We start from the raw sequence: 7594 nt of genomic DNA on the forward strand, positions 1-7594 counted from the left end.
GAGGAATTATGAAAAAATTAGCAGTTTTAGGTTTGAGTTTATCGCTTTTGGCTTTGTCGGCCTGTGGCAATAGCACAGCTCCTCAGGATGATGGGAAATTGGATATCGTTACTACTTTTTATCCTGTTTATGAGTTTACCAAACAAGTAGCAGGTGACGAAGCTAATGTTGATTTGTTGGTTAAAGCAGGAACAGAAGTCCATGGTTATGAGCCGTCTGCCAAGGATATTGCTCGCATTCAAGAGGCAGATGCCTTTGTGTATGAAAATGAAAACATGGAGACCTGGGTCCACGATATCGAAGATTCGATTGATACGGAAAAGGTTGCGGTTATTAGTGCGACGGAGGGGATGTTGCTCTTGCCAGGTGGAGAAGAGGAACACGAGGGACACGATCATAGTGAGGAAGGGCATAGCCATGCTTACGATCCGCATGTCTGGTTATCTCCAGAACGTGCCATTACCTTGGTTGAAACCATTCGGGATGGGTTGATTGCTCAGTATCCTGACAAAAAAGCTGTTTTTGAAGAAAATGCGACAGCCTATATTGAAAAGTTGACTGACTTGGATGCCAAGTATTTTGAAACTCTATCTGCAGCAAAACAAAAATACTTCGTAACCCAGCACACCGCCTTTGCCTACTTGGCTTTGGACTACGGTTTGAAACAAGTTTCGATCACAGGAGTTTCTGCCGATGAAGACCCAACTCCAACTCGTTTGGCAGAATTGACAGAATATATCAATAAATATGGCATTAAGTATATCTATTTTGAAGAAAATGCGTCAAAATCTGTTGCAGAAACACTTGCTAAAGAGACTGGGGTTCAGTTGGACGTTCTTAATCCTCTTGAAAGTTTGACGGATGAGGATATGAAAAATGGTAAGGATTATATTTCTGTTATGGAAGATAATCTGACTGCTCTTGAAAAAACAACTTCCCAAGAAGGTTCTGAAATTTTGTCAGAAGAAGGTGCTGAGACTGCGCAAACTGTTTATAATGGTTACTTTGAAGATAGTGCTGTAAAAGACCGTACTTTGTCAGATTATGCAGGTGAGTGGCAATCTGTTTATCCATACTTGCTTGATGGTACACTAGATCAGGTCTGGGATTACAAGGCTAAGATCAAAGGTGGTATGACAGCTGAAGAGTACAAGGCTTATTATGATACAGGCTACAAGACAGATGTTGATCAAATCAACATTACAGATAATACCATGGAATTTGTAGTGGGAGATAAGAAAGAAAAATTCACATATAAGTATGTGGGTTATAAGATTTTGACCTACAAAAAAGGAAATCGTGGTGTTCGTTTCTTGTTTGAAGCAACGGATGCAAATGCTGGCAACTATAAGTATGTTCAATTTAGCGACCACAATATCGCCCCTGTTAAAACAGGTCACTTCCATATCTATTTTGGTGGAGAGAGCCAAGAAAAACTCTTGGAAGAGTTGGAAAACTGGCCGACATACTACCCTGTTGGTTTGACTGGTTTGGAAATTGGTCAGGAAATGCTGGCTCACTAAGAATAATGAGAAGACTGGGCAAGGTGTTCAGTCTTTCTTCTTGACAATTTTTGACTACAAATGTAAACTAAAGTTAGAAAATGATTGTTGGGAGGTGAATGTGTGGAGCAGACGATTTCGGCTGCGGAGTGGCAGGTCATGCGGGTTCTGTGGGCCCATCCTGGTGCGACTTCTCAAGAAATTATTCAGGCTTTGCAGGAAGGCTTTGATTGGCAGGCGACGACCATTAAGACACTTTTAGGGCGGCTGCGGAAGAAAAATTATTTGAGAATGGCTAAGGAAACTAGCAAGTACCACTACTACCCGCTGATCAGTGAAGAGGAACATTTGCAGGGGCAGGTGGAGCTCTTACTAGCTACCATATGTTCCACAAAACAGGGGCAACTGGTTGAAAAACTGCTAGACACAGGGACATTTTCCCAAAAAAGCTTAGAAAATATAGCCAGCAAAATCTCTCAGCTACAAAAGACCGCACCCGAGCAAATCGCTTGTCGGTGCTTGGTGGGGCAATGTACCTGTGGACATCATCATCCTCTTCGAAAATCGACATAAGGTGTGTTGATTAAATGAGTGTAAAATTTGAGTGGTGTTACTTGAAAATGAGTAAGTACCAGAGTTCAATCTTTGGCTTAAGGATGTGAACAGAGTTTGCTCAATTTGCAAACCTTTAGAGTTGTGCTACTTTTTATTTTTATTGTGAAAGAATGAGGAGAAAAATCATGAAACAAACCTTGAAATTGAAAAACTTATCGTGTCAAAACTGTGTTAAACACGTGACCAATCACCTCTTGGACTTGGACGGGGTGGAGGAGGCGAAAATCCAGCTGGATCAGCAGTTGGCGGAGGTGGAAACTTCTGTGGCCTATGACTTGGAACGGTACCAAGAGGTGCTGGATGATACTATCTATGAAGTGGAAGAGTTAATATAAGCGTGAAAGCAGCCGTCAGGCTGCTTTTTATAATGCTTTGAGAAAGGCGTTCAGATCTAGTTGCACTTGTGCAAGTGAAATTTGGTCCCAGAAGCCATCTGATTGAAAGCGTGGAATCAGGTGGACATGGAAATGGGTGCCAGTGTCAAACAAGCGGTCGTTGCAGGCCATGGTTACACCGTCAATTGTCAATGCTTGACAGAGTTTTTCAGTCAAAAAGACTTCCAAGTCCGACAGCTCATAGCGAACAGCAGGAGGGACTTGGCTGAGCGTGTCATAGTGTTCCTTGCTGATAATCAGCAGATGCCCTGTTTGGACAGGGTCAATATCCCAGACGACCTTGAAGTGTTCCGTCTGGTAGAGAATATCTTCTTCTTTGAGCTGGTGGCAAAAAATGCAGGTCATGTCTTTCATCCTAGGTTAGCAGAAAAGGAAATCACATAGGAATAGGATTTCCTTGGGAATTATATGCGATTTACTCTAACTGCCATTTTTTCACGACGTTGTGCGCGTCTCTTTTCAAAGAAGGCAGCTCCGAGGAAGGATACAATTGGCCGTAAAATATAGAAATAAAAGGCAAGTGTCGGATTGAAATAAGCAAATAGGATGACAAGAAGATTGAAAAGGGCGACAGTCACCAATTGTCGCAAGTGTGCCATGGAAACAAACCGCTTTGTATATGTTGTTCCGGCAAACTTTTCTTGTAAGACAAAGTAATTCAAAATGGATTGACAGAGATTGACTGCAATAGTCACGACCCCATAACCAATAACAGCCGTGGTAGTGATGCCTTCCATCATCCACCGAGTAAAGAGGGGGATGAGGGCCAGCGTTACCATGAAGTTAAATTGAACAATTAAGATTTTGCTGGTTGCATGCTCAATCTGCCCCAGAATCTTGTGGTTGTCATACCAAAAATCCGCCACGATGAAAAAGGATACAAAGAAGATGAGGATACCAGTGAAAAAGTGATGTGTATCAACAGTGTCACTCGGCAAAGGAATTTCCAGCAGCATCAGAGTGATGATGATTCCAATAACTGCATCAGAGAACACCTCCAGATGCTCCTTTAGGCGTTTGGCACGACGTGTCTCATCCTCACGATAGAGTTGGTCCAAAAATGTTTGACGTTCCTCGGCGGACAAATGCTCTAACTCGGGATGCAAAAGACTGGCTTCCTGAGCCATTTGCTCAAAGTAATCAGTCAAAAATTCTTGATTTTTAGGATTTTGCTTGGTATTTTTCATCGCTTAATAAGTCAAAACAGAATATTTTTTCTTACCACGACGGATAACGGTCAACTCGCCGTCGATTTTGTCGCTGTCAGAAAGAGTGTAGTCCAAGTCCTGCACACGCTCACCGTTGACATAGATGGCACCATTTGCTACGTCTTCACGAGCTTGGCGTTTTGAGTTGACAATACCAGAGGTAACCAAGAGTTCAACGATGTTAAGGTTGTCTTCAGCCTGGACAGCGTAGTTTGGAACGTTGCTGAGACCCTGCTTGAGCTCTTTTGCGGATAGGTTTTTGATGTTGCCAGCGAATAATTGCTCTGTGATGTTAAGGGCCTGATTATAGGCTTCTTCACCGTGGACCAATGTCACGACTTCCTTAGCCAAGATTTTCTGAGCTAGGCGTTCGTGACGGGCTGCGTCAAATTGTTTCTCGATTTCAGCGATCTCATCTAATGACAAGAAAGTAAAGATTTTCAAGAAACGAACGGCATCGTCGTCCATGACATTGAGCCAGAATTGGTACATTTCATACGGTGAAGTCTTGTCGGCATCAAGCCAAACAGCGTTGCCTTCTGACTTACCAAACTTCTTACCTGTTGAGTCGGTAATGAGGGGAACAGTCATCACGTGACCAGACTTGTCAGCCTTGCGACGAAGCAATTCAGTACCAGCGGTCATGTTGCCCCACTGGTCAGAACCACCGATTTGTAGGGTTACATTGTGCTTGTCATTGAGTTCGTAGAAGTCATAACCCTGCATGATTTGGTAAGCAAACTCGGTGTAGGAAATCCCTGTTTCAATCCGTTTTTTCACAGAGTCTTTGCTCATCATGTAGTTGACCGTGTAGTATTTACCAACATCACGAAGGAAGTCGATAAAGCTGATGCCTGAGAACCAGTCGTAGTTGTTGACCGTTTCGGCCTTGTTGTCACCATTTTCAAAATCCAAGAAGCGAGAGAGCTGACCTTGGATTTTTGTCACCCAACCGTCCACGGTGTCCTTGGTCTGCAAGCTGCGCTCCGCATCCTTGAAGGAAGGGTCGCCAATCAGACCAGTTGCACCGCCAACTAGGGCGTAAGGTTTGTGCCCTGCTAATTGCAAGTGACGGCAGACGAGGATTGGTACCAAATGCCCCAAATGCAGGCTGTCGGCAGTTGGGTCGTAGCCAGAATAATAGGATACTTGCCCTTCTGTTAATGCTTTTACTAGGGCTTCTTCATCAGTCGTTTGAAAGACCAAGCCACGTGCTTTTAGTTCTTCAAAAATGTTCATGCGTTTCTCCTTCAACAAGATGCTTTGGTTTTTGAGTTTTTTACAAGCTAAAACCGCATCTCACCATTAAAAAATTCTCTCCTATTATACCACGAAATTGCGGAAAATAAACAAAATTTGGTATAATGGAAAGATAAGGAGTTAATATGGCGACTAAATCAGATAAGCAAGATTTTAAAAAGAAAATCAATGCCCTAGGCTTAGGAGATGCAGTGGGAGTTTTCCTTCGGACGCTGAAATTATTATTCAATTCAGTAGCAGTCTTGGTCTTCCTATTCGGTCTTTTTGGTGCGGGTATAGGAATTGGTTTCGTGGTTAGTCTTTTCGATGACGTTAAGATTCCCAAAACAGAGGAACTGGTAGCGAAGGTTTCAGAAGTTAGTCGGATTTCCACCGTTACCTATTCGGATGGTAGCTTGGTGTCGGAAGTTAATTCAGATTTGCTTCGTGTACCCATTACTTCGGAAGAGGTCTCTAATTATCTAAAACAGGCTGTAATTGCGACAGAGGATGAAACATTTGAAACCCACAACGGGGTTGTGCCTAAGGCTGTTTTACGTGCGGCACTGGGATCGGTTGGTCTAGGTTCATCTAGCGGTGGTTCAACCTTGACGCAGCAATTGATAAAACAGCAACTTGTCGGAGATGCTCCAACCTTTACGCGTAAGGCTAATGAGATTGTTTCGGCTTTGGCATTAGAGCGGAATATGACCAAGGAAGAGATTTTAACCATTTACCTAAATGTTTCTCCATTTGGTCGAAATAATCAGGGACGAAATATTGCAGGGGTAGAAGCTGCGGCTCAGGGAATTTTTGGTAAACCAGCGAAAGACTTGACTGTTCCGCAGGCTGCTTTTATTGCAGGCTTACCGCAAAGTCCGATTGTTTATTCTCCCTATGCATCAGATGGAACACGTAAATCAGATGAAGATATGGTTTACGGTATTGAACGCTATCAAGATGTTCTCTTTAATATGTATCGGGCGTCATTCTTGACCAAGGAAGAATACGAAACCTACAAAGCTTATGATATTAAACAAGATTTTATTGCTCCAGCTCCCGTCATGGCGGATACGAAAGATTATCTCTACTACGAGGTCATGGAAGAAGCGCAAGAGGTTATGTTTGATTATCTGGTAAAACGCGATAAGGTTTCTGAAAATGACTTGAAAAACGATGAAACTAAGGCTTCCTATGAAGAATTGGCTAAGCAAGAATTGAGTCAAGGTGGCTATACGATTAAGAGTACCGTTGATCAAGGAATCTATGCGGCGATGCAGTCTGTTGTGGCAAATTATGGCTCTGTTTTGGATGATGGAAACGAATATGTCGAGACAGGTAGTGTCTTAATTGATAATGCCACAGGAGCCATTTTAGGATTTGTGGGTGGTCGCGATTATGCAACCAACCAAAATAACCATGCCTTTGATACCCTTCGTTCGCCAGCGTCAACCATCAAGCCTCTGTTAGCTTACGGTATTGCGATTGATCAAGGTTTGATAGGTTCTGCCAGCATCCTTTCCGATTATCCAACGAACTTCTCAAGTGGACAACCGATTATGTATGGTTCAGGACGTGGTACTGGTATGATGAACTTACAGACGGCTATTGACCGTTCTGTTAACATTCCTGCTTTTTGGACCTATAAGATGATGAGAAATGCAGGTGTAGATGCCAAAGCGTACATGGATAAAATGAATTATCATATTCCTATGTACGATATTGAAAGTGTACCATTGGGCGGTGGTGTTGAAATTTCAGTGTTGACAAATACCAATGCCTATCAAACTTTGGCAAATGGTGGCGTTTATAACAAACATTACATTGTTGAGAGTATTACTGCCTCTGATGGAACAGTAGTGTATCAGCATGAAGCTGCTCCGGTTCAGGTCTATTCTAAAGCAACTGCAAGTATCATGAACCAGCTTTTGAGACAGGTTGTCAACTCTGGGTATACTACGACATTCAAGAGTCGCTTGAGTGGTTTAAACCCACAGGCAGCATCATCTGATTTCGTCGGTAAGACGGGAACAAGTAATGAAGTCAATGACGTGTGGCTCATGCTATCAACCCCTAGAGTAACTTTAGGTACTTGGGCTGGGAATGATGATAACTCAGAAATGTATGTCTGGACTGGCTACCACAATAATTCACAATATGTGGCCCATATGGTTGATGCTCTTTACAATGTTAATGCGGATATGTTCGCAGGAAAATTTGAATTAGACAGTAGTGTTATTGCTTCTAGCGTCGTTGCTTCTACAGGTCAACGTGCAGGGACGACACAGGTAAATGGGCGCCAAGTAACAGTTGGCGGTGCGATGACAACTAGTTATTGGGCTAAAAAAGGTGCACCAGTAACGAGTTATAACTTCATGGTTGGGGGGACAGATAGTGATCGAGCACAGGCTTGGAATACAATTATCGGCTCGCAAACACCAACATCAAGTAGCTCAACCCAACGAAGTAGTTCGACTCGGACTGGCACGAGTTCTTCAGCTAATAACACGAACCAATCATCAGAAACGCAAACAGCAACTAGTGAGCAAGCGAATAATGAATCATTCCCGTAGTTGGTTATGCCCTACCCATCATAGCTTTTCAAACTCACAAAAAGAAAAATCGCCACGGTAAG

At 43.0% G+C, this 7594-nt stretch carries 7 protein-coding genes; 4 read left to right on the plus strand and 3 right to left on the minus strand.

Translation table 11 applies throughout. From position 1 onward, the window contains the following. Positions 1-8 precede the first annotated feature (8 nt). The 3 genes from P7J36_RS08990 to P7J36_RS09000 all read left to right on the plus strand — a co-directional run bounded on the left by P7J36_RS08990 (position 9) and on the right by P7J36_RS09000 (position 2452). Positions 9-1523 (plus strand): zinc ABC transporter substrate-binding protein AdcA, encoded by a 1515-nt coding sequence (locus P7J36_RS08990; protein WP_408551908.1) that lies wholly within the window; start codon positions 9-11, stop codon positions 1521-1523. 102 nt (positions 1524-1625) lie between these two features. Continuing rightward, positions 1626-2075: a CopY/TcrY family copper transport repressor gene (locus P7J36_RS08995; RefSeq protein WP_408551907.1), complete on the plus strand. Its 450-nt coding sequence runs from the start codon at positions 1626-1628 to the stop codon at positions 2073-2075. 167 nt (positions 2076-2242) lie between these two features. Next, on the plus strand, positions 2243-2452 hold the full coding sequence (locus tag P7J36_RS09000; protein ID WP_408551906.1) for a heavy-metal-associated domain-containing protein: 210 nt from the start codon (positions 2243-2245) through the stop codon (positions 2450-2452). A 27-nt stretch (positions 2453-2479) separates the two neighbouring features. Here the strand turns inward: P7J36_RS09000 and P7J36_RS09005 are convergent, their stop codons facing one another. Genes P7J36_RS09005 through tyrS form a run of 3 tightly spaced genes read right to left on the minus strand, consistent with a single transcriptional unit; the run spans position 2480 to position 4959 of the window. After that, positions 2480-2857 carry an HIT family protein gene (locus P7J36_RS09005; RefSeq protein ID WP_408551905.1) on the minus strand — a complete coding sequence of 126 codons (378 nt, stop codon included), beginning with the start codon at positions 2855-2857 and terminating at the stop codon, positions 2480-2482. Between the two features lie 59 nt (positions 2858-2916). After that, positions 2917-3699, minus strand: coding sequence for a TMEM175 family protein (locus tag P7J36_RS09010; RefSeq protein ID WP_408551904.1), 783 nt, complete (start codon positions 3697-3699; stop codon positions 2917-2919). A 3-nt stretch (positions 3700-3702) separates the two neighbouring features. Continuing rightward, complete coding sequence (gene tyrS / locus P7J36_RS09015; protein ID WP_408551903.1) at positions 3703-4959, minus strand: tyrosine--tRNA ligase; 1257 nt, start codon at positions 4957-4959, stop codon at positions 3703-3705. Between the two features lie 146 nt (positions 4960-5105). On the opposite strand from tyrS, the gene pbp1b reads away from it, so the two are divergent. Further along, positions 5106-7532: a penicillin-binding protein PBP1B gene (gene pbp1b / locus P7J36_RS09020; protein WP_408551902.1), complete on the plus strand. Its 2427-nt coding sequence runs from the start codon at positions 5106-5108 to the stop codon at positions 7530-7532. Positions 7533-7594 lie beyond the last annotated feature (62 nt).

The sequence above is a fragment of the Streptococcus suis genome (assembly GCF_046032115.1).
GTDB classification, from domain to species: Bacteria; Bacillota; Bacilli; order Lactobacillales; family Streptococcaceae; genus Streptococcus; species Streptococcus suis_AJ.